20 protein-coding genes and 1 pseudogene are annotated in these 25,236 nt (G+C 52.9%); 9 read left to right on the top strand and 12 right to left on the bottom strand.

What is annotated here, in order from left to right; all coding sequences use genetic code 11:
• The first annotated feature begins 130 nt into the window (after positions 1 to 130).
• Positions 131 to 1,714 (top strand): ribosomal protection-like ABC-F family protein, encoded by a 1,584-nt coding sequence (gene abc-f, locus KORLAC_RS10355; RefSeq protein WP_068306224.1) that lies wholly within the window; start codon positions 131 to 133, stop codon positions 1,712 to 1,714.
• A 239-nt stretch (positions 1,715 to 1,953) separates the two neighbouring features.
• On the opposite strand, the gene KORLAC_RS10360 is transcribed toward abc-f, so the two are convergent.
• The 11 genes from KORLAC_RS10360 to KORLAC_RS10410 all read right to left on the bottom strand — a co-directional run bounded on the left by KORLAC_RS10360 (position 1,954) and on the right by KORLAC_RS10410 (position 17,664).
• Positions 1,954 to 3,801 (bottom strand): ABCB family ABC transporter ATP-binding protein/permease, encoded by a 1,848-nt coding sequence (locus tag KORLAC_RS10360; RefSeq protein ID WP_068306227.1) that lies wholly within the window; start codon positions 3,799 to 3,801, stop codon positions 1,954 to 1,956.
• 128 nt (positions 3,802 to 3,929) lie between these two features.
• Entirely contained in the window at positions 3,930 to 4,673 is a 744-nt protein-coding gene (locus KORLAC_RS10365; RefSeq protein WP_068306229.1) for a retropepsin-like aspartic protease family protein, read from the bottom strand.
• Between the two features lie 129 nt (positions 4,674 to 4,802).
• Positions 4,803 to 7,787, bottom strand: a complete 2,985-nt coding sequence (locus KORLAC_RS10370; protein WP_068306231.1) for a Tn3 family transposase — start codon at positions 7,785 to 7,787, stop codon at positions 4,803 to 4,805.
• 188 nt (positions 7,788 to 7,975) lie between these two features.
• Positions 7,976 to 9,883 carry a cytochrome c/FTR1 family iron permease gene (locus KORLAC_RS10375; protein WP_068306233.1) on the bottom strand — a complete coding sequence of 636 codons (1,908 nt, stop codon included), beginning with the start codon at positions 9,881 to 9,883 and terminating at the stop codon, positions 7,976 to 7,978.
• Positions 9,884 to 9,958: 75 nt separating this feature from the next.
• Positions 9,959 to 10,441, bottom strand: a complete 483-nt coding sequence (locus tag KORLAC_RS10380) for a c-type cytochrome (protein WP_068306235.1) — start codon at positions 10,439 to 10,441, stop codon at positions 9,959 to 9,961.
• A gap of 244 nt (positions 10,442 to 10,685) precedes the next feature.
• A complete protein-coding gene (locus tag KORLAC_RS10385; RefSeq protein ID WP_068306237.1) occupies positions 10,686 to 11,003 on the bottom strand; it encodes a P-II family nitrogen regulator in 318 nt (105 codons plus the stop codon).
• Positions 11,000 to 14,128: an efflux RND transporter permease subunit gene (locus KORLAC_RS10390; RefSeq protein ID WP_068306239.1), complete on the bottom strand. Its 3,129-nt coding sequence runs from the start codon at positions 14,126 to 14,128 to the stop codon at positions 11,000 to 11,002. Before KORLAC_RS10390 ends, KORLAC_RS10385 begins: the two co-directional genes overlap by 4 nt.
• Before the next feature lie 9 nt (positions 14,129 to 14,137).
• Entirely contained in the window at positions 14,138 to 15,313 is a 1,176-nt protein-coding gene (locus KORLAC_RS10395) for an efflux RND transporter periplasmic adaptor subunit (RefSeq protein ID WP_068306241.1), read from the bottom strand.
• On the bottom strand, positions 15,310 to 16,551 hold the full coding sequence (locus tag KORLAC_RS10400; protein WP_068306243.1) for a TolC family protein: 1,242 nt from the start codon (positions 16,549 to 16,551) through the stop codon (positions 15,310 to 15,312). Before KORLAC_RS10400 ends, KORLAC_RS10395 begins: the two co-directional genes overlap by 4 nt.
• Before the next feature lie 89 nt (positions 16,552 to 16,640).
• Complete coding sequence (locus KORLAC_RS10405) at positions 16,641 to 16,955, bottom strand: hypothetical protein (protein WP_068306245.1); 315 nt, start codon at positions 16,953 to 16,955, stop codon at positions 16,641 to 16,643.
• Positions 16,956 to 17,001: 46 nt separating this feature from the next.
• Entirely contained in the window at positions 17,002 to 17,664 is a 663-nt protein-coding gene (locus KORLAC_RS10410) for a cation efflux transmembrane domain-containing protein (RefSeq protein WP_068306247.1), read from the bottom strand.
• 77 nt (positions 17,665 to 17,741) lie between these two features.
• Between KORLAC_RS10410 and KORLAC_RS10415 the strand changes: the two genes are divergently transcribed.
• The 3 genes from KORLAC_RS10415 to KORLAC_RS10425 all read left to right on the top strand — a co-directional run bounded on the left by KORLAC_RS10415 (position 17,742) and on the right by KORLAC_RS10425 (position 21,393).
• Complete coding sequence (locus KORLAC_RS10415) at positions 17,742 to 18,164, top strand: MerR family transcriptional regulator (RefSeq protein ID WP_068306249.1); 423 nt, start codon at positions 17,742 to 17,744, stop codon at positions 18,162 to 18,164.
• 191 nt (positions 18,165 to 18,355) lie between these two features.
• Entirely contained in the window at positions 18,356 to 20,596 is a 2,241-nt protein-coding gene (locus tag KORLAC_RS10420) for a TonB-dependent receptor family protein (protein WP_068306253.1), read from the top strand.
• Positions 20,597 to 20,928: 332 nt separating this feature from the next.
• Positions 20,929 to 21,393 (top strand): hypothetical protein, encoded by a 465-nt coding sequence (locus KORLAC_RS10425; protein WP_074519317.1) that lies wholly within the window; start codon positions 20,929 to 20,931, stop codon positions 21,391 to 21,393.
• A 61-nt stretch (positions 21,394 to 21,454) separates the two neighbouring features.
• Here the strand turns inward: KORLAC_RS10425 and petA are convergent.
• A pseudogene (gene petA, locus KORLAC_RS19265) lies at positions 21,455 to 22,018 on the bottom strand (ubiquinol-cytochrome c reductase iron-sulfur subunit).
• Positions 22,019 to 22,312: 294 nt separating this feature from the next.
• Here petA and KORLAC_RS10435 point away from each other — a divergent pair.
• From KORLAC_RS10435 to KORLAC_RS10455, 5 genes are all read left to right on the top strand, one after another.
• A complete protein-coding gene (locus tag KORLAC_RS10435; RefSeq protein ID WP_082714611.1) occupies positions 22,313 to 23,125 on the top strand; it encodes a transporter in 813 nt (270 codons plus the stop codon).
• Positions 23,126 to 23,140: 15 nt separating this feature from the next.
• Positions 23,141 to 23,461: a heavy-metal-associated domain-containing protein gene (locus KORLAC_RS10440; RefSeq protein ID WP_206594920.1), complete on the top strand. Its 321-nt coding sequence runs from the start codon at positions 23,141 to 23,143 to the stop codon at positions 23,459 to 23,461.
• A gap of 162 nt (positions 23,462 to 23,623) precedes the next feature.
• Entirely contained in the window at positions 23,624 to 23,992 is a 369-nt protein-coding gene (locus KORLAC_RS10445) for a hypothetical protein (RefSeq protein WP_068306259.1), read from the top strand.
• Between the two features lie 11 nt (positions 23,993 to 24,003).
• Positions 24,004 to 24,336, top strand: coding sequence for a heavy-metal-associated domain-containing protein (locus KORLAC_RS10450; protein WP_068306260.1), 333 nt, complete (start codon positions 24,004 to 24,006; stop codon positions 24,334 to 24,336).
• Positions 24,323 to 25,234, top strand: a complete 912-nt coding sequence (locus KORLAC_RS10455; protein WP_139167450.1) for a transporter — start codon at positions 24,323 to 24,325, stop codon at positions 25,232 to 25,234. Before KORLAC_RS10450 ends, KORLAC_RS10455 begins: the two co-directional genes overlap by 14 nt.
• The last annotated feature ends 2 nt before the right edge of the window (positions 25,235 to 25,236 follow it).

A 25,236-nucleotide genomic window follows, 5' to 3' on the forward strand; every position in this document is an offset into this window, starting at 1 on the left:
GTCAAGGTGAAATAGATGTGGACGATAAGCGGGAGTGTTGGAGATCGGCCTTTAATCAACGATTTTGATGGCATAGGACGCGGATACCTGTATAAGCGCGGCTCATGGCAAATCACAGGACCAGTCACAAATGATTACTTTCTCCGACGTGGCGCTTCGGCGCGGCGCCAAGTTGCTGTTTGAAAAAGGCAGCTTCAATCTGAACGCCGGGGAGAAGATGGGTCTCGTGGGCGGGAACGGTGCAGGAAAATCCTCACTGTTTGCTTTGCTGCGCGGGGACCTGATCGCGGAAACTGGAACTGTGGACTTTCCAAACCGCTGGCGCATTGCCCATGTGGCACAGGAAACCGAAGGCAGTCCACTGTCTGCCTTGCAATTCACGATCGATGGCGATACCGAACTCCGTGCCCTTGAAGCCGAACTTGCGAAGGCCGAAGACGCCGGGGACGGGTTTGAAATGGCGCGAATCCATGAAGAGTTCATGCGTATTGACGCCTATTCGGTAGACCGCCGGGCCGCAGAACTGTTGATTGGCCTGGGGTTCGATCTGGAAACGCACGAAAACCCTGTTTCGTCCTTCTCTGGTGGCTGGCGGATGCGGCTTAACCTCGCGCGGGCCTTGATGTGCCGCTCTGACTTGCTGCTCCTAGACGAGCCCACCAACCACTTGGACCTGGAGGCCATCATCTGGCTGCAGGACTGGTTGAAGGCGTTTGAGGGCACTGTTCTGATGATTTCGCATGACCGGAACTTTTTGGACAACACGGTGGACCGTATTCTCGAATTGGCCAACAGCACGTTGACGCTCTATACCGGCGGCTATTCAGACTATGAAAATATGCGCGCGGAGAAATTGACACTGCAACAGGCGATGTTTGAAAAGCAGCAACGCCAGGTCGCCCATATTTCTTCCTTTATCGAGCGTTTCCGCGCCCAGGCATCAAAAGCGCGGCAGGCACAAAGCCGCATAAAGGCACTGGCAAAGCTGGAGCGAGTGGCCGCTGCCCATATCGATACGCCTTTCACCTTCAAGTTCCGCGAACCGGACGCCATGGCCAGCACGCTGTGGTCGTCAGAAGGTGCGGGCGCAGGATACGGCGAAAAGCAGATCCTGTCGGACGTGACCGTTCATGTTGGTGAAGGCAGCCGGGTGGGGCTTTTGGGGCGCAATGGCGCCGGCAAGTCAACACTCATTAAGCTGATCGCTGGTGAGATTACCAGCGGGCAGGGTGACATAACACGGGATCGCCGCATCAATATTGGCTATTTCGCCCAGCATCAGCTGGAAACCCTTGATCCAGAGCAGTCGCCGCTTTGGCACATGAAACAAAAAGCGCCCAATGCACGGGAACAAGAGCTCAGGACCTATCTGGGTACCTTCGATTTTTCCGACAAAACCGTGTTTCAGGAAACCGGGACAATGTCAGGCGGCGAAAAATCGCGCCTTGTTCTGGCGATGATCATCTGGGACAGGCCAAACCTGTTGCTGCTTGACGAACCAACGAACCATTTGGACCTTGAAGTCCGCTCGGCACTGACGCTGGCGCTACAGGAATTTACCGGGGCCGTGGTGCTGGTGTCGCACGACACGGCGCTTATAGAAACCGTGGTGGATTCATATTGGCTTATCGACAACGGTACGGTTACACCGTTCGACGGCGACCTGATGGACTATAAGCGTTACCGCGCGCAAGCGAACCGTAACGCCGCATAACTTCCAAGGATGGTGAAGCAGACAAGAAGCCCAGTTTACTAAGTGGGGGACTTGACCAACTCCGTCAGTGCTAAGGGTGTCATTGGCTCAATTTATGAAGCACCACTTAATGCGCATAATTTATATTATGGGAAATAATTAGATCAAGCAGGTCAGATAGTTATGGCGATTAAGGCCTCTGACGCTTTATTAACGTGCATCCCCGCCTGTCCACACAATGCCTGGCGCGACCTGAGCGTCTATTCCGCCGGCACCGCGACCTCTTCGCCTGCAGCTTCGAGCTTCTTGAAGGCTTCGCTGACTTCCTGCTGCTTCGCCCACATCTGGGCATAGAGGCCGCCCTTGGCCAGCAAGTCGTCGTGACGACCGCGTTCCACGATCTCACCGGCATCCATCACCAGAATCTCGTCCGCGTTCACCACGGTTGACAGTCTGTGCGCGATAATCAGCGACGTGCGGCCTTCGGCGATCTCCTCAAGTGCCGCTTGGATATCGCGCTCTGTGTGGCTATCGAGCGCAGATGTGGCTTCATCCAGCAGCAAGATCGACGGGTTCTTGAGGATCGTGCGTGCAATCGCCACGCGCTGCTTCTCACCGCCCGATAGCTTGAGCCCACGCTCGCCAACCTCTGTTTCATAGCCTTCTGGCAAATGGTCAATGAAATCATGGATTTGCGCGAGCCTGGCAGCCTCATAAACCTCTGCGTCCGTGGCGTCAGGCCTGCCGTAGCGGATATTATAGCCGATGGTGTCATTGAACAGCACCGTATCCTGCGGCACGACGCCGATCTGGGCCCTGAGGCTCTTTTGTGCGACATCGCGGATATCCTGGCCGCCAACGCAGATCTGGCCGTCGGTGACATCGTAAAAACGGAACAAAAGCCGCGAAATCGTTGATTTTCCGGCGCCGCTTGCACCCACAATCGCGGTCGTCGTACCGCTTGGGACCGTGAATGACAAGCCCTTGAGGATTTCCCGTGTGTCGGTATAGCCGAAGCGCACATCTTTGAATTCTACGTTCGGGTTTTCTGCTTTTAAATCAATTGAATTGGGTGAATCCTTAATGTCAGAGCTCATGCGGATGATATCAAACATTTTTTCCATATCCACCAGCGACTGCTTGATTTCGCGGTAGACAAACCCGAGGAAATTGAGCGGCATATAGATCTGGATCAGGAGCGAGTTGACGAGCACGAACTCACCAATGGTGAACTGGCCACCCACAACGCCCTGTGCGGCCATATAAAGCACAATCACAAGCCCAAGGGAAATGATGATGCCCTGCCCGACGTTTAGAAGCGTCAGCGACAGCTGGCTGCGTACGGACGCGGATTCAAACCCGGCCAGCGCCTGGTCGTAGCGGCTGCTTTCATGTTCTTCGTTGGTGAAATATTTCACCGTCTCGAAATTCAACAGGCTGTCGACCGCCTTGGTGTTGGCTTTGGTGTCCTGCGCATTCATTTCGCGGCGGAACTTGAGACGCCAATCGGTCACATAAATGGTGAACAGGATATAGCTGACAAGCGCCACAAAAGTGATGGCGGCGTACCAGAAGCCGAATTTGGTCCAGAAAACAGCAGAAATCAGCAGGATTTCAAGCAGCGTCGGCAGGATGTTGAACAGCATGAACCTGAGGAGGAAATCAATGCCGCGCGTACCGCGCTCGATCACGCGACTAAGGCCACCGGTGCGACGCTCCAGGTGGAATTTGAGGCTGAGTGCGTGCAAATGCCGGAAGGTATTGAGCGCAACGGCCCTCAGGGCATGCTGCCCAACGCGCACGAACACCGCGTCCCTGAGTTCCCCGAACAATAGCGCCAGCACGCGCGCTGTGCCGTAGCCCAGGATCAGGCCCGTAGGAACCGCAACCGCCATCGTTTCTGCGGTTACCTTACCGCCACCCGCAATGGCGTCAACCGCGTCCTTGAAGAGGAACGGCACATAAACGCCGATCAGTTTAGCCAGCACCAGGAAGGAAAGCGCCAGGATCACCCTGAAGCGCAAGTCCCAGCGACCATCAGCCCACAGGTACGGCAAGATGCTTTTGACAGTGGACCAATGGTTATCGGACTTTTGGTGGTTGGTCATAGAGATATGTTCCAGACTGGGCAAGGCGTGAGGCGTTAAACACGAAGAAGACAGCATATGGGCGCACGGGCCAATGTTTCAACTAATGTATAGCTGCCTTGCGGAAATGTTACCCTGATATAGGGCCGTCAGGGCCGAAGGATCATCATGTCACCACGGAACTCGATGCTGGAAAATTCCTTCAGCACGGTCATGCCGAGAAGCGAGCCGTCCATATCCGAGCCATTGATGGTGACGGGTACGTCATAGAAGGTCTCGTCGCCGAGCCCCAGCGTACTGATGGTAGCGCGAGCATAGGATACCACACCGTTGGCTGTGCTGGCGCGCCCACTATAATCCAGAATGCCGGTGTTGATGCCCACGCGCCGGGCGTCATCCGGGCTCAGGACCACGTTGCTGGCGCCGGTATCAACCATGAAACGGACCTCAACGCCATTGAGACGCGCTTTCATCCAGAAATGGCCATCACGGGAACGGTGCACCATGAGCCCCTCTTCCGTGCTGACCACGCCTGATGGGTCGATCGCACTCATGAAACGGCTGCCCAGATCTGATCTATAGAGATAGAAGACGGCAATGCTGGCAATGATCAAGGCCCAGAGGCCTGCCATTTTAGCCAGCCGCATGATGCTGGAGCGGCTCCAGAAAGCGGCGGCACCACCAAAAATCAGGATGATGATAAGCCCACGGACCAGATAGGGATCAACCATGCTGGTGGTCGGGAACGCGAGAGAGAGCCCGAACAGCAAGAGCGCCATACCCGCCAGAAACACGAGCAGCCGCAACACGGGCGACGGCTGGCCCTTCGGACGCCGGTTGCCGGGTGGCTGGTCTTTATCGTGGTCTGGCACTTGCCAGGGGTTCTGGGTCATCTCTAGTGGCTCCGCTTCACCATAAGGATACGGAAAGCGCGAGCCCGCGCCAAGCGTTCATTAAGAGGGTTGGCCGGGATTCTGGAAAAATCCGCCATGATCTTCATAACATACTGTATTTATGCAGTTTTAATCATCTTTCTTGTGCAGTAACCTCGCCTCGAAACTCATGGATCTGAATTTTCGATTAAGATCCAATATGTAATCACCGAAACGATTGATGCTTTCAGTCCGATACGGAGCAAACCCGGCCAGAATATCCTCATCTATCGGATATCCTTCTTCAATTAGCTCGCTCAATACCCGGGTCATCGCTTCTACATTGTGGAGTATGACCATGTTGGCGACAAGGTGGTTGTACTTGATAATCTTGCGCTGCTCATGCCTTACATTTTGCGCAATAATGCCCTCCCCGCCAAAGAAAAGCCATTTTGTGAATTTGTTGAACTCTTCACTCTTGTTGGTCGATGCCTGAATGGTCCTTCTGAGATCGACATCGGTAATATAATTTAGCAAAAACTCCGTTCGAACAACGCGCCCCAGTTCTCGAAAAGCAAAATAGATTTTGTTCTTTCGGCTATACGTGCCCAGACGCCGTAGAATCGCCGAGGGCGTCAGTTTCCCGGCCTTTATAGAAATCGCGATACGCAGCATATCAGGTAGGTGGGTCGCTATAATATCCCAGTTTATAGAGCCGGAGAACAACTTCTCTATGTGTCTGAAGCGCGTTTCTTTGTCTGCTTTGAAAAATGTCAAATCCTTGATGTAGCGAATACGAGGCATCAGGTTGATGCCCAGCAAGTGTGCCAGGCCAAACACAGGAGTACTCTGAGCTTGGGTGTCTCCGTGGATTGTGTCGGGTTGTATATCGGATTCGTTATCTATCAGGCCGTCCAATATATAGATCGCTTCATAGACGCCACAGGGGATGAAGTGGCTAAACAGCGCTATATATTTGTCAGATACATGATAATAGCCGATACCACCATATCCGCCATATCGAATGTGATATTCCGAAAGCAGATTTTGCTCATACATGTTCCATTTTGTGCCGTCTGCGCTGACCCGCCTGCCAGTCCCCCAGTAACTGGGAAGGCGATATTTATTATAGGCATTGATCACTTCGACAATCGCTTTATCCAGGCGCTCTTCAGAGACATGATGCAGATTCAACCAAGCGACCTGTTTGCGGCTTAAGTCCTTTACTGACCGGGCGGTTTGGCTGGGCCCTAAGTTGCAGCCATAGCAAAATAGCGTCGTGATAAAGCGCTTGCGCGGGTCGTCGATTTTGGCGTCGTACCCGGAAAGAGGGCCAAAATGTCGATGCAAATCCAGCCAACTTTCTGTTTCAGCAAGAATATCCAAAATATTGGTGGGCGGCAGTCGCTGTGAAATTAGTGTGTCGATTTTGGCAAGTGCTGCGGGTTTTTGACGGCTGCTGTGCTTTTTCAACACGAATCCATCGTCGATGATATCCAAATACTCGTTCGTTGGAAATTGCGCGTCGACCTTCCTGGCTGTTTCGGTCAGCCAACTTTTCATGTTTGAAACAAAGACAGCAGGGTCTCTTGATATCCCCATCATCTGGCAAAATGCGGGCACTTGGGCTTCATATGTTTTCCAGTCCACAAGCTGGTCACGATAATCGCCATATTGGTCGCTATGCTCGACAAATAGATCACATGACTTCAGTTCCTTCATAACTTGGGTCAGCGTACATAGTTCAAAATATTTGCGGTTGATTTTGGCAGTCGGTCCTTTTGTCTTGCCCAGCACCAGTCTTCGCCATTTGTCCGGCAGCCATGACAGATCGACTTCTTGTCCCCCGTCTCCAATCGGAAGCGCTTCCTTGTGACTGTGCCGATGGGCCAATATGAAGCGTACTGCGTCAACAACCGATCGATCATTTGTGGATGACTGCACTTCCAGCAATTCAAGGCAGTTGAGCAGCAAGGGGCGCATCGGCTGATAGCTCGACAACATGAACGGGTAGTAGTTGTTACCGGCGTATGCCAGATGCTCTTCGCACTCGGTATAAACATCGAAAGGATCGTCATTTAACGCCGCAAGCATGCCAGTAACACGCTCCGTGTCCGTATCACCATCCTGATAGGCGCCGAGAACGTCCCGGAACTGCCCGATTAGTTTTTCAGCACGCTTTACCTGTTGCAGGTGATATTGCGCAAGCTTCACTTCGGCCGTATTGTGCAAGCCCTTAATTTTGCGGTTGAAAATTTCGACAGCATCGTCCATCACGGAACGCAACTGCGCGTGGACGAGAACGACCAGCAGGAAGTAGCGTTTTTGGGGCCTTAATCGCCTCATATCGGCAACATCCAGGGCCCGAGCCTCCAATACAAATTGTCTAAGCTTGGCAGCAGGAATGTCTTTGATGGGCGGTAGGCGTCCGACCCAAGATTTCAGCCAGTCGATATGCCTGAGATATTGCCGGACTTCCTTGTTAGTCGGTTTTCTTGGCTCGCGCTTCAGCCTCCGCCACTCGCTACTGCCCTGCTCATTATCCGCAATCAGCATTGCATCCAGCCGCTCCTTCTCGGATAGCGTCAATACCTCCTCTAGCTCTTGATAGTGACGATTGTTGACACTGGTGCGCGCACGTCTGGCGGCGCGCACCAGCGTCGTGAAGCCAGGAAGTTCACACCGCCGCCGGACTAATTCTTCGATGACAACATTTATGATATCAGCAAGTTCCTGCTTCGTTTGGGCTGCCGCGCTCGCCGTTTGATCCACCACTTCTGCGACCATTTTCCGGTTCGCCTGCATGTCGAGGTACGTTCGGATCCGGGTCACAAACCGGGTGCGTGTCCCTGAACTGTCCATCTCTGGGAGTTTTGTTCGTTTAGGTAGTTTGAAGCCGGAACAATCGGACAAAAACGTAACTATAGGCTGCGGAACATCGGAAAGTTTGACAAAATATCCCAGCCTTTGAACGGTTTTTAGCAATATGAGCATCGACAAGCGCCCAGCCGATTGCTGGGCATTCGCTTTGCAGAAGGCAATTTCTTCACTCGTCGGTGTGTAGATTTCTCGAAGTTCGTGATCGGTCAGGTTGGGCTTGAATCGCGGGTAAGCCGTTTCATGAAGGCTGGCCATGGCGGCGTTTCTCTCTTATTAGCGATGGGATTGTTTTTAATCGATAATCAATGACCCTATATAGATGTGATCTCCACAACCAGGTGCGCCAGTTCCAAATGACAGCTACCACCTTCGAGAATAACAGTTTTGCCTGGAAAGCATCTCTCATTGCTGGGGCTGACACATAATGGTGGGGGTGAAGGCTCCTATTGTTTCTTCTTACGGGAAAAACTGTTCGACAAGAAAACAAGAGAAGAGATCAGGATCGCTGTCTGAAGAAGCAGCCCCTCCCTGCTAGGATAGATTCCCAACCATTCAATAGGGGTAAACTGCAACAAGGTCTGTGGCACCGTGCCCGCCTCCTGTAGCGCGGCGATACCCTTGCCGGCAAAGATGAACGACAGGGCCAGCAAGAGAACGCCTGTGGTTGCAAAGAACTGTCTCAGCGGTAATTTCACACTGAACCGAATAACCAACCCGGCCACGACAGCCAAAATCAATGCACCGGCACCAAATCCCGCCATGATCCAATCGGCGCTATCGCCGGTGGCCTGGGTCCACAGCGCCTGATAGAAAAGGATGGTTTCAAAGACCTCGCGATAAACGGAAATGAAAGTCAGTCCTGTCAAACCCCATAGAGTCCTCCTAGCCAGAACGGTTTGAAGGCTTTTTTGGATAAAGGCGTGCCAACCTGCCGCGCTTGTCTTGCTGTGAAGCCAATAACCGACGAACAACAGCATGCCCGATGCCAGAAGTGCTGCGACGCCCTCTGTAACTTCGCGCGTTGCACCGCTGATCTGGATGAAGTGCTCGGATACTACCCATGTGAGACCACCCAGCAACAGCGCGGCGATCCAGCCTGAGTGAAGATAAGGCATCGCTTCCCGTCGTCCGGTCTTGATCAGGAACGCTGAGATGGCCACAACCACCAGTAAGGCCTCCAGACCCTCTCGCAACAAGATAACCAAGCTGGTGATAAATGCGGCCGATGTGGACAATCCTTCGCTATCGCTTAAGGCAGTTTTGGCCTGCTGTAAAAGGGAAAGTATTGCCTGTACACGGGCAGTAATGTCATCAACCGGTTCTTCGGCGCGGATCGCGCTGCGGAGCTGCATCATCTCCGCTTCAATTTTTCGCATCAGGTCGCCATCTACAGCAGACAGGGTAGATTCGGCCAGCTCGAAGCCTTCAAGGTAAGCAGTAAGGGTTAGTGTATAGGCCTTTTCAGTCTCGCCTTGCTGGTAACTTTCCAAACCGGACTGAAGCAGGCTCATCGCCACATCAAGCGGAGCGTCCTTGCGGTCAAACAGGGCTATAGGGTCGGTCCGTAGAAATGCCATCACATCTGCACCGCCAGACAATTTTTCCGCCGCTTCCTCCGGTGAAAGGCTTGCATAGCCTTGGATGTCAATCGGTACGGCGCTGTCAGCTTGTTGCCATAACCGTTGACCGTTGCTTGCCGCATTTGGCTTGGCACCCAGGCTACCCACGTAGGCCGCAAGGCTCCATCGATCATCTGCGGAAAGATGAGGATAGGCAGCCATACCGGTCCCATCGACACCGTTAGTTATGGTGTTAAAAAGGGCATAGAGCGACCGTTGGCTGTAGCGCACCTGATCCGTGAAATCGGTTGGCTGGGGATCGAGTCCTTCGGCGAGGTTGCCTTTCCCACTACCACTCGGGCCGTGGCACGCGGCGCACTCACTTTGATAGAGTAGCTTGCCACGGCTAATATCCGGAATACGGTCCGGCGTTACCTTCAGGCCCGTAACCTGAACAACGGTCGCCCGCATCGACTGTGTGAGTGCCTTGACGTCGAGGGGGGACGCCCGTGAAAGTATGAGGTCCTTCAGGGCTGTAGCTTGCTGGCGAAGACTCTGCACATCTGAAGGGACCACCATCTTTTGCACCTCGATTTCAATGATGCCTGCAAACTCCACCATCTCATCATATTCAAGCTGGTTGACAATGACGCCTTCTGACACGGCGGCGCTATAATCCACACCGACATAATCGATAAGTTGGACAAGACGATCGCTGTCATTCGCCTGCGCTCCGGCCAGAAAACCGAACTGGAGGATCAGGATGAGGAGTGTAGTCTTTAATCGGGTCATAACCAGGGTACCGTTAGTTACAAAATAAAATGCAATTAAGAGTTAATATTAAATATAATCAGGCAGCGCACAACATCATTCTGGTTCCGATGAAACTTCAGGTTTCTCTGTGTCGCTTTGGGCCCAAGTACTCTCGACATAGGAAAGAACGGCCACAATCTCCTCGTCCTCAAGGATGCCCACAAAGGCGGGCATGTTGCTGTTCAATGTGCCTTTGCCCTCAAGCGCATGGACGCCGAATTTCGTCATCATAAACAGCGTTTTATCGGCGTGTTCCCAGGCTCTCCCTGTAGCATCAAGCGGGGGTGCCCGTCTGCGCTCGAAGGGCTTCTTATCCTGCCAGTCCTTCTGTCCCTCCAGATTGTCACCGTGGCAGCCGGCGCAATGTTGGCCGTAGAGGACCTTGCCTCGCTGCACAATGTCTGCATTATCCGGATGGAGCGTCATATCCGGGAGGTTCTGCGCTTCATAATAGGAGAGCAGATAAAGCGCTGCGGTTAACACACCGAGGGCAGCAGTGAATTTCAAGATCGATTTACTGTTCTTCTTAGTTTTCATTTCCTGCGGTTTCCCATGCACAGCTTCCAATAGTGGATAGATACAAAAGGTGGCCTGGCAACGCGCTGATGGGGGTCACATGCTGCCAGGCCGCGAGGCACAAGCGGGTCGTCGTGATACAGCCTCGTAATCGACTATCCGCCGGATACCTCGTGAACCCGATGGCAGGACCGCGAGGTCGCCCCGCCACCGGGCCCGCCGCCGTGCACAAGTAACGCAGTGCAACGGCAGACTTGGGCAGGAACTAGCCGCCATCGATCTTGATGGCCTGCTCCACTTCAGTCACATAGATCCAGCCCGCTGTCTTTTGGCCAGTACGGCCCTGACGGCTGATGATGTCGATGGCGTCATCCAATTGATGATCGTCGCAAACAAGCTCCAGCTTGACCTCGGACACCACCTTGGTACCCAGATCCACTGAATACTGCTGTTCCTGGGAGCTGAGCGCCTTGAGGAGACCAAGAACATCGACCACCGAGATATATTTATATCCCGACTGTTTCAATTCATGGACCACATCTGAAATCCTGTTCCGGTGAATGAAGGCTTTGATCTCTTTCATGATTGCACCTCATCGATTGAAGGGAGTGTTTTTGCCTTGCCGCCCCGGCTTTCCATCCAGTCATAAATGACTGGCAGGAGCACCAATGTGAGCAGCGTCGATGTAACCAGCCCGCCGACGACAACGGTCGCGAGCGGTCGCTGCGTCTCAGCACCCACACCGCTGGAAAGCAGCATGGGTACAAGTCCAAGGATAGCAACGCTGGCTGTCATCAATACCGGCCTGAGCCTTAACTCTGTGCCTCGCCTGACAGCCTCCTGTACTGTCATACCTTTGGCTCGAAGCTCGTTGATGAAGCTGACGAGTACAATACCGTTGAGCATGGCCACACCGAACACAGCGATAAAGCCGATGGCTGAGGGCACGGACACATATTGGCCTGTGATAAAGAGCCCGATCAGCCCGCCTGCTGTCGCGAACGGTACGTTGGCGATGATCAGCGTGGCAAAGCGCACGGAATTGAAGGCTGTATAGAGAAGCACAAAGATGAAGAAGATCGTCAGCGGCACAATCACCGACAAACGGGCAAGTGCCCGCTGCTGGTTTTCAAAGGCCCCGCCCCATTCAATCCAGTAGCCAGGAGGCATCTCAACCTGCTCGCCAATCACTCGATTAGCGTCCTGCACGAAACCGTCTACATCACGGCCGCGTACATCCATCTGGATAACAGCATAGCGCTGCAGTTGCTCACGCCTAACGAAGCTATAGCCCTCGGCAACACTGACGTCTGCTACATCAGCGAGCGAGATGATGGCGCCCGACGATGTCCTGACAGGTATGGCCTTGATCGCTTCCACAGACGCTTTGGAAGCATCCTGGAGCCGAGCTGTGATGTCAAACCGCTTGACGCCGTCGATCAGGGTGCTTATCGGCTCATTGCCGATACCGGTACGAACAATATCGAGGATGTCATCTGCGTTCATGCCGTACCGCGCGAGTGCAGACCGGTTCACTTGTATTCGAACCTGCGGCTTGCCGATATTGGCCTCAAGTGACAGGTCAGCCACACCGGGCACCGCGGACACAACCTCTTTGATCCCGGCGCTAAGCCGGTCCAGTTCGCCCAGGTCTTCCCCATAAAGTTTGACGGCGAGCGTTGCCCGTACGCCGGAGATCAATTCCTCCACCCGCATCTGAATGGGCTGGGTGAAAGCGATGACAGACGTAGGAACTACTTTTTCAAGCTTCTCTCGCATGTCATCTGCCAGTTCCTCAATGGACCGATCATTGCTCCATTCATCATGGGGTTTGAGTGCGGTATAGATCTCCATATAGTTCACATCGGCGGTTTCACCTTTCTCTGCACGGCCTATCATCGCGATAGTCGTTTCCACTTCCGGAAACTCCCCTAGCGCTAATTCAATATCCTTCGATATCTTGATCGACTGATCGAGCGAAGTGGACGGGATCGAGGTGACCCGCCACATGATCGAGCCTTCCTGCAACTGCGGCATGAACTCTTTGCCGAGGAACGGAAAGAGCGCCAAGCTTCCCAAAAGAAGGGCGACAGCCCCACTGACAACGGCTTTCTTGTGCCCAAGCGCCCACTCAAGGAGCGGCAGATAACGCTTCTTGATCCAGGCGACGAGGAAGGTGTCTTTTTCTTCCTTTGGCTTGAGGATCAAGGCGGCCAGAACCGGGATGATTGTCAGCGTCAGCAGGAGGGAACCCGCCATGGCGAAGCTGATGTTGAAAGCCATCGGTTTGAAGAGCTTGCCTTCCAGCCCTTCGAGGCTGAAGAGCGGCAGGAACACCACGATGATGATCAGAATCGCAAACGAAATCGGGTTGGCCACCTCGCGTGCAGCTTCAAGTACTGCTGCGGTTCTGTTAACAGTCTCACCAGCTTCCCGTCGCTCCGACATAACCCGGAACGAGTTTTCCACCATCACGACGGCCCCATCCACCATCATACCAATGCCGATCGCGAGACCTGCAAGCGACATCAGATTGGCGGATAGCCCGGCATTTTCCATGAAGATGAAAGCGATCAGCATGGCGAGCGGTAAAGCCGCGATCACCACAAAAGCCGACCGTAGCTCTCCAAGGAACAGAAACAGCACGATCGCCACCAGAATGGAACCCTCAATGAGCGCGTTCTCCGCCGTCGATACTGCTTTTTCCACCAGCTCGGTCCGGTCATAGATCGGCTTGATCACTACACCGTCTGGCAATGCCTGTTCGGCAATACCCACCTTGTCTTTGACAGCATCAACCACATTTTTTGCGTTCTCGCCGATACGAGACAGAGCCATGCCAAGTACAACTTCCTTGCCGTCACGCGTGACAGCACCGAACCTGAGGGCACCGGCCTGTGAAATTGTTGCAATGTCCTTCAGGTACACAGGCGTACCATCGGCTTCCTTGACGACGATGTTGCCGAGATCCTCTTCACCGCGAACCAATCCCAGGCCACGTACCAGATATTGTTCGGAGCCCTGGTCGATATACTGGCCGCCCACCTGCCGGTTGTTGGCCTCGATCACTTCCATCACATCGCGGTAGCCAAGGCCATATTTAATCAGCTTGAGCGGATCGATCTGAACCTGATACTGGCGCTCCTGACCACCCCACGACATAACATCATCCACACCAGGTGCAGTTCTCAGGATCAACCGGATGGTCCAGTCCTGCAAAGTACGCAGGTCCATCTCACTATCGGCGCCTGCCAGCTTCTCGTCTGCTTGCTCGACCGTGTACCAAAAGACCTGACCAAGCCCTGATGTGTTGGGCCCCATCTCTGGCGTCCCGTATCCTTCCGGAATACGGTCACCGACCTCCGCCAGGCGCTCCATAACGAGGCGGCGGACAAAATAGATGTCCATGTCGTCCTCGAAATAAACCGCCACATACGAAAGACCAAAAAGGCTAACGGAGCGTATTTCCTGCACTCCGGGTAAGCCTGCCATACCGGATTCCACCGGGAAGGTCAGCAGTTGTTCCACGTCCTCAGCCGCAAGGCCGGGGGATTCTGTATAGATATTCACCTGTACCGGCGTCACGTCCGGAAAGGCATCGATCGGCACGGTATTGACGGCGCGCCAGCCCATAAAGCCGACGACCAGAAACGCGATAATCACCAGAAATTTATACTGGAGCGCGCTTTCTACGAGTTTGTTCAACATTTGCGCCTCCTAATGCCCATGGCCTTCACCCATCTTGGACTTCAAGATGAGGGATTTGATGAGGAAGGCGTTCTCAACAACGATCACATCGCCGCCAAATAGGCCCGCTTTCACTTCGGTCCAGCCGCCTTTAGAGATGCCGAGATCCAACGGCATGGGATGCAACTCGTCGCCCTCGCGCTTAAACACCACCTGCTGACCTTCAAGAAGAACGATCGCGTTATTTGGAACAGCAACAACCCGTTCGGTTTCGCCAGTCTGGATTGCCACATCAGCGAACTGGCCCGGATGGAGATTGTCTTCCTGATTATTCACCTCGATCCGAACAGACAGAGTTCGTGTCGTTTCATCGACACGGTGGTGGACCTGCACGACAGTTCCTGTCATGGATATACCGTTCTTTGTGACCCAGGCTTGAGAACCCTGTTCGACCAAGGCAGCTTCTTCCGGTGACAGCTGGGCCTCTACCCATATCCGGCTTTCATCGCTTACTTCGAACAGGAGATTGCCAGGCGCTATAATCTGCCCCACAACGAACGTGTCATGAATGATGGTGCCGTCTTGATTTGCCAACAGATCAAACTCACCCGTGGCGGCAGAGACTTCGTTGGCTTGCAGAGTTTTAACCTGAGCCTCTGACATGCCGTAGGCGAGCACTTTGGCTTTTGCTTGTTGTGCCGCCACCTTCGCTTCAAGGAAACGCTGTTCGGAGACAACGTCCCGCCCGAGCTTCTGGACCCGCTGCCATTCCTGTTCTGTCAGGATCAGATCCGCCTGCGCACGAGCCGTCTCTACACTGGACATGGTTACGAGAGGCTGGCCCTTTTTAACCACGTCCCCCATACGGGCATGGCGTGCGATCACTTGGGCCTCGATACGGGGCGTCACCTGAATGGTTGCATATTGATTGACGGTAACTTCCCCAGGAGCCGAGACCGTCTCTGCCAATGTCCGCGGTGCGACGCGCGCGGTTACAACACCTGCATCACGTAATTCCTGATCAGACATTTTGATGATTTCTTCTTCGCCGTGCTTTTCGCCTTCTTCTTCAGCATGCCCGTCGCCGTGTTCATCCTGACTGTAAGCGAACGCAGCAAACTGCTGTGGCAGCATGCCAACAACGGCGGTGTCGATTGCCAGTGGCGAAACCAAGGCCAGCAGCGCAAATTTCATTGAGTATTTCATTGAATTGTCTCCAGCCATTCTTCAACCGTTGCACCGGCATCCTGCCAGTCAAACCAGGCGTTCCAGAGCCGACCATTCAGCTCGACAGAAGCCTCTTCAGTTGCGAATGTTTGATTGAGTTGAATCAGATAATCGATGGCGCCGATCTGGCGTGCATCCAGTAGTTTGCCAAGAAGCAGGCGTTGCTCTTTAAGCGGCTCAGCCCCCTGGTCCTGCCACAGGCTCCAAGCTTGAGATGCCGCCAGATAGCGTTTCAGACTGGCATCATAACGTGCCCGAACACGCCTGTTTTCAGCATAATAGTTTTGCTGGACTTCCAGAAAGTCAGATCCTGCCGCATCCACCTGATCCCGGTAGCTGTTGCGGATTGGGATAGGAATGGAGGCAGAAAGCCCGACAAGGCTGCTGCTGCCTTCCTCGCCAACCCTGACGCCAACCGTGGGATCAGGCATACGCTCTGATTTGGCTACCCGGATGCGGGCACGGGCGATCTCCGATTGCGCTTGCGCCAACCTCAGTTCCGGAAGCCGCTCATAGTCTGTCGTTTCCGGCACGATCACGGTATGGAGTGGCGCACCGGTAAGGCGGGGCCAGACGTCCCGGTCTTGGCCGCTGATCGCCGCGAGGCGTTCTTCTGCTGAAGAAAGTACGAGCATCGCTTCATTCTTCGCTGCCCGTGCCTCCGCAAGTGCCAAACGCGCTGTCAGCAACTCTGCCTGAGGCATCTCACCGGCCTTATGGCGCCGTGCGGCCAGATCAAGGAACTGTCTGCTCAGGTCTTCGCGCCTTTCTGCAACATCCAGAAGGCTGGAAGCTGTCTGATACTCGGAAAGCGCTTCAAGAATGTCGCTCAACAGGGCTTTCTTTGCGATGGCGTAGCTGGCCTCGGCTGCATCGATCCCAGCGCGCCCGACGAGCGTGCGGGCCTTGCGTTTGCCGGACCAATCGAATGTTTGTGAAAGGCCGATCTCCTTGGTGACCTCAGCGCCATCTTCGTAGCCAACTTCGATTTCGGGATTGTAGATGGGGCGAGACTGGCCCTTGGCTCTGGCTCTGGCAGCCGCCAGGGCCGCTTCTGCTGCCTTCAAGGCTGGATGGTCAGCAGAGACTTGTTCTATAAATTCATGTAGGATGGGACGCTTTTGGCTGTCCGCCCACGCGGCAGGACCGCTTTGTACCATGCCAGTACAAATGCCGATCACCGCGACACCCAATAGGGCATGTCGCATATATTTCATGCTTATACACTCTCAAAAAGATTGTTATATGCGCGACCTGAAGAGATTCCAGAGAGGAAAGCTCCTTCAGTGTCCACGCAGGGACATCGTTAGATGAGAGTGTGCGAAGGTGGATGCAGTCCGGGTTCCGGGTGTTGCCCGATGGCCCGCTGTGCCGGAGCAGGGCGCAGCTTTGTGGCTTCGCCAATCCGGAAAAAGGTCTTCACCCTGGTTAAAAAGGTGCCGTGGTGGATGATATGGCAATTACAGTGGATATCGCGGTCAGCCGACTGATGCGAAGTTTCTGCGGCATGAAAGCTTTCGGTAAAGTGGTCGTCTGGTTCCTGCGCGTCAAGAAGCGCAATGCCCAGCGTCGGCGCCGTCACGAATATCAACAGAAGCAGTATTTTCAGAAATCTAACCATTATTCAGTGCCAACACCGTCACGTGATTTCATGCCTATTGCTTTCCTTACAGGCTTTTGCCGCATTTGTCACCGCTGCCAGTCTGACGAAGCTTCTCTAAAGAGAGTTCCTGCCATGATTGCTGCACAATCCTGGTGGCGGAATGAATAAAGAGGCTGCCCATGATGCCTGCAACCAGCAGGTCCGGCCATGCCGCATCGGTCGCGGCGATGCCGGAAGCCGCAACGATAACAGCCAGATTGCCGATGGCATCATTGCGACTGCAGAGCCATACAGAGCGCACATTGCTGTCGCCGTCTTTATATTTCAGCAGGAGCACCGCACTGATCACGTTGGCGGCAAAGGCGGCAATACCTATAGCCCCCATTGTGAGCGCTTCGGGAACACCTTCAACAAATACACGATAGACGGTGCTACCCAGAACCCAGGCGGCGATCACAAACAGTGAAATGCCCTTGAATAGGCCCGCTTTGGCGCGCACAGCAAGCGGCATGCCGATGACAATGAGCGAGATGATATAGGTCGCACTGTCGCCCAGGAAATCAAGTGAGTCAGCAAGCAGCGCCATCGAACCGGAGGCCAATCCGCCAAAAAGTTCAACAAAGAACATACCAAAGTTGATGGCAATGATGATCATCAGCACCCGCTTGTAGGCCGGTGACGAGCCGTCAAAATTCTGGTTTGCACCACAGCCGCATTCGCCAGACATTGTTACCTCGAATCACTGTTAATTTCTCTCCTGTAAACCTATATGCTACAGTCACTGTAGGAGCAAGGAGAAAATGAATGGCGCAGAAATTTATGATCGGCGAACTAGCCAGGCGCACTGAAACCAAAGTGCAAACCATCCGATACTATGAAGAGATCGGGGTCATGCCCCAGGCGATCCGAGCGGCAAACAACAGGCGACTGTATGATGAAACCCATCTGGAGCGGCTGACCTTTATCCGCCATAGCCGTGAGTTGGGCTTTTCCCTTGACGATATCAGGAATCTATTGGCGCTATCTGATCAGCCTGACCGCCCCTGCAATGAAGTAGACGCTATTGCAAGAACCCACTTGGACAATGTTGAAAGCAAGATCGCATCGCTTCAGGTCTTGCAGGAAGAGCTCAATCGCATGATCAGCCATTGTTCTGGCGGTAAAGTTTCAGATTGCAGGATTATCAAAGTGCTCGCTGATCACAGCCTTTGTCAGGGACACGAATAGCTTCCAAACGCATCACTTCTTAGTTTGCTGCAAGCAATGCTAGGTCAGCAAACGGTCAACAATAGGAGTGGCGCGCTCCAAAAATGTGTGTTTATCAGCTTCAATTAATAATTATTTGCAAAAGCAAGTTTTGGGTGATAACTGGTGCGATTAATAACGCGAGTAATTATTAATACCTGAAGGAACACTCCATGAACCCCATTCTTCACACCGGTGCCGCAGTCGTTGCACTTATGGCAGGCGCATCTCATGTTTACGCGGCTGACGATGCTACAGCCAACCACGCCGAAATGGACTTCATTGACATCTCAATGGAGCGAATTCAGGTTATCGGTAAGGCAACAGACCGTAAGCATGTGATCGGTTCTGCAACTCGTCTCAGCGCCGAAGACCTAGAGATTTTTAAGTATCAGGACATAAATCGGGTTCTGCGCCTCGTGCCCGGTGTCAATCTTCAAGAAGAAGATGGTTACGGGTTGCGGCCGAACATAGGCCTCCGGGGCTCGGGCGTCGAGCGCTCTGCCAAAATTACATTGATGGAAGACGGAGTTTTGATTGCGCCAGCCCCTTATGCATCGCCATCGGCCTACTATTTCCCGACCGCAGGAAGAATGGAGGCTGTTGAGGTTCGTAAGGGTTCTGCAGCAGTTAAGTTTGGACCCCGCTCTGTTGGCGGAGCTGTCAACCTCGTCAGCCGTTCAATACCCGAGGAGTTTGGCGGCTTTGCCAATCTGAGCATCGGCAGTGACGGACTGCGTACGCTGCATGGAGTTGCTGGCGGCACTGGCAAAAACGTTGCGGGTGTAGTAGAAGTGTTCGATAGCAACAACGATGGCTTTAAGAGTCTACCAAATGGTGCTGACACAGGTTACGACATAGAAGATTATCTGGCGAAACTTCGTTTGTTCACGGACGAAAATGCGGCAATACATCAGGCGCTTGAAATCAAGCTTACCAAGACCGATGGCGACTCGAACGAAACATACCTTGGCCTGACTGACGCGGATTTTGAGGCTGATCCCTATCAACGATATGTCGCCTCGGAACTAGACAATATTGATACAGAGCATGAACAGGTCCAACTCACTTATGAGTTACAGCTGGAAAACGGTCTGGAAATGGTAACGACAGCCTACCGAAACGAATTTAAGCGCGACTGGTTCAAATTTCATGATCTAAAGAACACGGTTGGCGAGGGCTGCAACAAAGGACAGTTTGTCCTGGATAACCCTGTCACCTGTGCAACAGAACTATCCTGGCTAAGAGGGGATGCGGACAGCGCCGAGGGCGCCATTCGGATTCGGCATAATGCGCGGTCATATGTGTCCAAAGGCATACAGTCCGTCATTGCAATTCCGTTCACCTCGGGCAATGTCGTTCACGATCTGGAGTTATCTGCTCGCTATCACGAAGACTATGAAGACAGGCTGCAATATAACGAGCAGTATACGGTAGTTGGAGGCAGTTTGCAGTATGCTTCCGAAACTAGCCTTGGCAGTGCGGGTAACCGGGTGGTGAGTGCTAATGCTTGGGCTTTCTATGCTCAGGACACTATTAGTTTTGGAAAATGGACCATCGTGCCAGGCATTCGTTTTGAAAGCATCGAGTTGAATCGCTCTGACTGGGCAGGCGATGATCCAAATCGCAGTGGCGCTGAGAATGCACGTGAAACCACGAGCGTGAATACATTTGTTCCAGGCCTGGGTATCAAATATGAAGTGAATAAAAACCTCACCTTAACAGGCGGCATTTTCAAAGGCTTCAACCCTCCTGGGGCTGGCAACCCTGACGCGCAGGAAGAAAAAAGCCTCAACTTTGAATTTGGAGCCATTTATGACAACAATGGCGCCTATTTTGAAGGAATGGCTTTCTATAGCGATTATTCGAACATTCTTGGAACCTGCACCGCAGCTGTTGGCTGCTCAGATGCCGAAATTGGCGATCAGTTTAATGGCGGTAAAGCGCGGATCATGGGGCTGGAACTTATTGCTGGATACACTGCGGAGTTCCAAGGCGGCTGGCAGCTGCCTCTTTATGTTAACTATACTTTTACTGACGCTGAGTTCAGAACTGATTTTGAGGACAGTTTCTGGGGTGATGTAACGAAAGGCGATGAATTTCCCTATCTGTCAAGGCACCAGCTAACCGTGAGCACGGGCGTGAACAATGATAACTTCAGCTCTGTTCTGCAGGCCAATTATGTTTCGGCCACTCGGGTAACCGCCGGATCCGGAGGAATAGCCTCCGGTGACCGTGTTGATGGCCGCCTAATCTTTGATTTGGCAGCACAGTATCAGATATCTGAAGCCATTACACTGTTCGCGACCATCGACAATCTTTTTGACAAAAAATATTCGGTTGCCCGTCGCCCGATAGGCCTGCTGCCAGGCAAGCCCCGTACATGGGTAAGTGGTATTAAGTTCACCTTCTAGTTCTCGTAAAGCACTGCTACTGAGCTGTAATGGGGAGGCGACGGCCTCCCTTTTTTTGTGGCTCAGCCAGCTAGAACATCTGACGGGGCTGCTTAATTATTCTCAGTACTCTAGGCGGTTTTCGGTTATTATCGCGTCCCGTCAGTAGGTTTAATAACTATGACCAATCTGTTATACTTTTTGTGTAGGAGGAGCTTTCTTGGCGGACTTCCTCTCTCTCAAAGCTACAGGGGGGGGGTGGATGATCTCAAAATCGCGCCCGTCCATTGGTAGTAGTCCCACCAGAAACGCCTCTAGCACCCGTTTGTAACGCTAATAGAGGAGTTGGAACGGTGACCATGTGGAACGACAACTTTCATATTTTATATACCGCAACTTTACTGTCCGGGTTTTCAATTGCTAGTGCTGCAGCCGTTGCCGGCGATCCAAAGATAACTGTGGTAACACCGGAAACGATGAAGGAAATGGCCATTGTTTATGAACATATCGCAGACAACTTTGTATTGCGCGGGCAAATACTGAAACCGCCTAAACCGGCAACACGGCGGTCTATGCGACATCTTGATGTCACCCTTTATGACGAGCAAGACAGAGTGATAAATTGCGTGACATTTCCAGTAACCTATCTGGCAAATGAGATTGATCGGGCACTGCCTCCAAATGCACATCAAGCGAAGAGTGTTTCGGTTGCCCAGTATGATGAAGCCCACTTCAGACATGAAAAAAACACATTTATTCAGGACTGTCCCGGGCGACGATATAATGATTCCACATACGGCCTGAAACGAGAACCGTGACATCTCATTGTCACCACAAGGTAAACACCTCAAAGCTTTACTTCTGCCGAAGTTACAATATTCAACCGAGGCGTAAAATACTGTCCGAAACAAACGTATAGGGTGGTATGTCAAGATTTCTTGGTGCTGGTCCCTTGCGGATTCGACCAACCAAATCATAATGCGAGCCATGGCATGGGCAGAACCAACCGTCCCACTGACCGCGTTCATCTCCGGGCCTTTGCCCGATCGGCACGCAGCCCAAATGTGTGCAGATACCTTTAACAACCAGCCATTCTGGGCGTTGAACACGATCCGCTGCCTCTGCCCTATCGACCATAGACTCATTGTCACCATCCTGGGCAGCAGCAATTTCCTATTCGGTGCGATGAACTATGAAAATGGGTTTACCCTGCCATTTAACGGTCACCCGCTCGCCAATGCCAAATGATGTGAGATCAACATCGATGGTCGCAACCGCCAGGACATCTGCCGCTGGGTTAAAGCTGTCGATAAATGGCCAGCAGGTTATAACCGCGCCGGTGGCAGCGAAAGTTCCGGCCGCCACATGGATGAAATCCCGCCGGACAATATCATCTTGCTGTAATGCTCCCGACACTTCACTCAAAACCCTTGTACGGTTCATCTGTTTTCCTGGTCATATTGTAGCATATGATCAATATGTTGCAGAGGTATAGGCTACTCCAACAACGCAATTCTTCGTTTTTATGCGCTAACAATTGTCAAACATAGGTTCTTTTTTGTCATTTCTACTGCTCGGTGCCTCTAACAAGCAACCGTTTGAATGGCTCTATAGAATTCGTCTATTAAGTAAAGGTTCTTCCTACCCAATGATCGGATATGCCCTAAAGATCGCTTGTGCTGGAGTTAACTCCATATGCGAGGATATTCCGAATTTGACTCGCAACCGGAGTTTTAGATGCTCAGCAGAATATTTGGCGCTGCAACGTTCACAGGATTATTGGCTGCTTTGTTTCTGTCAGACACTGCCTTTGCCCATGATCCAGTTTTTAGCCCCGGGCCCCATGTGCTGTTCAAGGATGGCATAGAAGTCCACGCGGAATACGCTCGCCATAAGGCCAGAGGCCTTTCAGACAATGAAGCCTCTGTCGCCATCAAATATGGTCTTACAGGCAATTGGGTTGTTGGCCTGGAGCTTCCCTATGAATGGGAAAGAGGCCCTTTGGGGCGGGAATCTGGTGTCGGTGCCGTGTCCCTTTCTACGAAATACCGGTTCTGGCGCAGTGATCGAAAAGGCGTCCAGGAATCGGCAGCGATCCTTGCGCAGTTAAAACTCGATACAGGCGGCTTTTCCGACACCAGCACCAATGATCTGTTGGTGGGCCTGGCCTACGGTTATGAGAGCCTGAAATGGTATCGCTGGGCGAGCGTCCGCTATCTTTTCAACGACGATGCCAAGCCGGACAGGCGCGGAGACCGACTGTTTGTCGATCTTGCTGTGGGGTGGCGACCAAAAGTCAACGATTACCGGTCACCGGACACCGTTTGGATGGTAGAGTTGAACGGCGAGCTGACACAATCGTCCACCGTCGCAGGCTTGCCTCTGGCTGATAGCGGCGGGGACCAATGGTTTGTCTCACCGGGCGTGATGTGGACCCTGCGAAACTTAGCCGTCAAAGCCGGTGTTCAAATCCCCATTATCTCAAAGCTCAATGGCGACCAGGCCAAGGCGCGATATCGTGGGCTGGTGGGACTCGAATGGCATTTTTAGCGGGAGTGGTATCTCATGCACATATTCAAATCGACTAAGCTTGTCATCCCGCTGCTGTTTTGGGTCGCTATCATGCAGACCGCATATGCAGATGACAGACTTGTAAAAATAAGGGTCGACGGTCTGGCATGCTCATACTGTGCTTACGGTATCGAAAAAAAGCTTATGAAACTGCCCGGTGTGAAGCATGTAGATATTGATCTGCCGAATGGCCTTGTCATCGTGACCGGTTCCGACAAGCTAAAACTCGATCCCGAGCAATTACGGAAACTGTTTGAGGACGCTGGATTTACGTTTCGGGCCATAGTCCGGGATGATGGCCGGAAGGCTCAGTAAAAGGATTGCCATAGTTGCAGCACCTCCTCCGAGGCCGAACCCTCTCTATAAAACTCTTATTTCAGTTGCCTTCACAAAACCGTGCGTTTGGGAAAAGTTGCTTGATCTGGAGTATACTCCAGCTCGTAGCTTGGCTTCATTCATGGCTTCAGGAGAAATGCTTTGGAGAGAATCAAAACCAATGGCAGCATTGCCGGGAGTGTGGGCCTCGCTCTCCTCGGTACGACATGTTGCGCCTTGCCGATCGTCCTTGTGGCTCTCGGGATGGGTAGCGCTGTTGCCTCTATGGTCTCAGCTGTCCCGTGGCTCGCAACACTATCCGAATATAAATATCTGACCTTTGGCTTCACGGCCATTGTGCTGGCTTACAGCTGGTATCGTGTGCACCAGGTTTCCTCGTGCGATATGGAAAATGCCAAAAGGCTCAAAATGCAGCGCCTCCTTCTTTGGGGCAGCACCGGGATATTCCTGTTGGCCATGTTCGCTGCCTATGCGTTGCTCCCGATTGCCCTCTGGCTGGAAAAAATATGAGGAGAGTTGAAATGAAACTGGCTGCTGCCGCACTCCTGTTGCTGATCAGCAGCGCCGCTATGGCAGGCGAGCAATATCTGGTCAAAGTCAAGGGTATGTCCTGCCCCTTCTGCGCCTGTGGCGTCGAGAAGCAGATTATGAAACTTGAGGGTGTCGCTTTTGTTCGTACCGATCTGGACAAGGGTGCCGTCGCCATTGAGATGAAGGATGGCAAGGTTCTGCCAGAGGCTCTGATCCGCAAAGCTGTCACCGACGCGGGCTTCAGCGTTCATACAGTTGAACGGGTTACCCATTTGCCGGGCCACCACAAGCATACGGATGGTCAGGAAAATGAGCACCCGTAACTTAGGTGTGATGTTCGCCGGCCTGTGCCTATTTTGGCCAGGGGCCGGTTCCGTGCCTGTTCAGGCGGCGCCGATCACCTTCAACACGGCGCTTCCAGTCGCAAAGGATGAATTCATTTGGCGCGAGCAACTTATATTGAGGCGTTCTGGTTCCGACCCCAGCGGCATGAACAGGCGCTTCTCATCCAACACGCTGGTTTCGGTTCTCGGCTATGGGGCAACGCCCAAGCTGGCGTTGTTTGGCATCCTGCCAGCCAGTGACAGATCCCTTCGGCTCACCATACTGGATCAGGAAATCAAACGCGGCAATCTGGGCATTAGCGATCCGACCCTGATGGCCCGGTACACCTTTTTTCAGGAAGACGGTGTCGGCCAGACACTCAGGATTGGAGGCTTTGCCGGTGTAAAGTTACCGCTCGCTGAACATAGGGATACCGACGATGATGGTCTGTTGCCGCCATCCCTACAGATGAGCACGGGAGCTTGGGACGAGTTCGTTGGCATGGTCGTAACCTTCCAGACACTCAAATATGAGATTGATGCTCAGGTTTCCTATCGCCACAATGGCACAAAGGGTGGGATCGATTTCGGCGATGAATTTCGCCTGGACGGATATCTTCAGTACCGCTTGCTACCCAAGACGCTTTCCGGCGGCACACCGGGTTTTCTCTATGGTATTATGGAAGCGAACTGGGAGCAGCGAGACGGCAACAAAGTTGATGGGGTTATCGACGCAAATACTGGTGGGCGCACGCTCTTTCTGACACCCGGCCTGCAATATGTCACCAAACGCTATATAATCGAGTCCGCCCTCCAAATTCCTATTTATCAGGATTTGAATGGAACTGCCCTGGAACGGGATTATGTTCTGAGGATGGGCTTTCGTGTCAACTTCTGAGG

The organism is Kordiimonas lacus (assembly GCF_001550055.1).
Classification (GTDB): domain Bacteria; phylum Pseudomonadota; class Alphaproteobacteria; order Sphingomonadales; family Kordiimonadaceae; genus Kordiimonas; species Kordiimonas lacus.

Coding starts and splice junctions, on each gene's coding strand:
- KORLAC_RS10370 (WP_068306231.1), bottom strand. CDS start 7,787: ATGGCCAGCCTTCATGAAACGGCTTACCCGCGATTCAAGCCCAACCTG.
- abc-f (WP_068306224.1), top strand. CDS start 131: ATGATTACTTTCTCCGACGTGGCGCTTCGGCGCGGCGCCAAGTTGCTG.
- KORLAC_RS10410 (WP_068306247.1), bottom strand. CDS start 17,664: ATGTCTGGCGAATGCGGCTGTGGTGCAAACCAGAATTTTGACGGCTCG.
- KORLAC_RS10395 (WP_068306241.1), bottom strand. CDS start 15,313: ATGAAATACTCAATGAAATTTGCGCTGCTGGCCTTGGTTTCGCCACTG.
- KORLAC_RS10455 (WP_139167450.1), top strand. CDS start 24,323: ATGAGCACCCGTAACTTAGGTGTGATGTTCGCCGGCCTGTGCCTATTT.
- KORLAC_RS10400 (WP_068306243.1), bottom strand. CDS start 16,551: ATGAAATATATGCGACATGCCCTATTGGGTGTCGCGGTGATCGGCATT.
- KORLAC_RS10375 (WP_068306233.1), bottom strand. CDS start 9,883: ATGACCCGATTAAAGACTACACTCCTCATCCTGATCCTCCAGTTCGGT.
- KORLAC_RS10360 (WP_068306227.1), bottom strand. CDS start 3,801: ATGACCAACCACCAAAAGTCCGATAACCATTGGTCCACTGTCAAAAGC.
- KORLAC_RS10380 (WP_068306235.1), bottom strand. CDS start 10,441: ATGAAAACTAAGAAGAACAGTAAATCGATCTTGAAATTCACTGCTGCC.
- KORLAC_RS10420 (WP_068306253.1), top strand. CDS start 18,356: ATGAACCCCATTCTTCACACCGGTGCCGCAGTCGTTGCACTTATGGCA.
- KORLAC_RS10450 (WP_068306260.1), top strand. CDS start 24,004: ATGAAACTGGCTGCTGCCGCACTCCTGTTGCTGATCAGCAGCGCCGCT.
- KORLAC_RS10440 (WP_206594920.1), top strand. CDS start 23,141: ATGCACATATTCAAATCGACTAAGCTTGTCATCCCGCTGCTGTTTTGG.
- KORLAC_RS10435 (WP_082714611.1), top strand. CDS start 22,313: ATGCTCAGCAGAATATTTGGCGCTGCAACGTTCACAGGATTATTGGCT.
- KORLAC_RS10405 (WP_068306245.1), bottom strand. CDS start 16,955: ATGGTTAGATTTCTGAAAATACTGCTTCTGTTGATATTCGTGACGGCG.
- KORLAC_RS10415 (WP_068306249.1), top strand. CDS start 17,742: ATGGCGCAGAAATTTATGATCGGCGAACTAGCCAGGCGCACTGAAACC.
- KORLAC_RS10365 (WP_068306229.1), bottom strand. CDS start 4,673: ATGACCCAGAACCCCTGGCAAGTGCCAGACCACGATAAAGACCAGCCA.
- KORLAC_RS10385 (WP_068306237.1), bottom strand. CDS start 11,003: ATGAAAGAGATCAAAGCCTTCATTCACCGGAACAGGATTTCAGATGTG.
- KORLAC_RS10390 (WP_068306239.1), bottom strand. CDS start 14,128: ATGTTGAACAAACTCGTAGAAAGCGCGCTCCAGTATAAATTTCTGGTG.